This is a genomic window from Pseudomonas sp. JV245A, assembly GCF_032424515.1.
In the GTDB taxonomy this organism is placed as follows: domain Bacteria; phylum Pseudomonadota; class Gammaproteobacteria; order Pseudomonadales; family Pseudomonadaceae; genus Aquipseudomonas; species Aquipseudomonas protegens.
On sequence record NZ_VYKE01000482.1, the window covers coordinates 1 to 651 of the forward strand.

The 651-nt window shown below is 68.8% G+C and carries 1 protein-coding gene; it reads right to left on the bottom strand.

Annotated features, from left to right (window positions below; translation table 11 throughout):
• The coding region (locus F6S12_RS32580) for a 1-aminocyclopropane-1-carboxylate deaminase/D-cysteine desulfhydrase (RefSeq protein ID WP_409999889.1) at positions 1-575 on the bottom strand (575 nt) is incomplete at its 3' end.
• Positions 576-651 lie beyond the last annotated feature (76 nt).

Here is a 651-nt window from a genome sequence, read left to right on the forward strand (position 1 = left end):
AGCCCGGCCAGGGTAGTGCCCGTGCCGGCGGCCAGCCACCAGCCGTGGTAGTCGCTCCAGCCCAGGCTCGGCAACTGCCGCCGCACCTGATCGCGCAGGGTCATGCAGCCCGCTGCGCCGGCCAGGCCACCGCCACCTTCGGGCACCGGGTACAACTCCGGATACCGGGCCTGCCAGGGCGTCCAGAAACCCGCCTCGTGGCGCGCGCGATAACCGCCATAGCCCAGCCAGTGCAGGCGCATGCCGAAGGCTTGCAGGTCGAGCACCGTCGGTGTGTCCTGTGGATGGCCACGCAACAGACCCACGGTGGGAAAGGCAAAACGCCGGCCAGCAGCGGCCAGCGCATGCAGATGATTGGAATGGGCGCCCCCCAGGCTGATGATGCCGTGGGCACCGGCGGTACGTGCCGCCGCCAGGTGTTCGGTCAGCTTGAACCACTTGTTGCCACTGATCAGCGGGTCGATCAGGTCCAGGCGCAGCACCGCCACCTCGACCCCGGCCCGCGACAGCCAGTCCAGCTCCAGCCGTTGCAGCGGGGCGTGGGGTAACCAGTCGAAGGATTCGGGGAAGGACATCGGCAGCGGGGGTTCGGGGAAGAAGCTGCGCAGTCTATCAGCTCCAGGCCCAGGCTCATCCTTGTAGCCGCTGCCG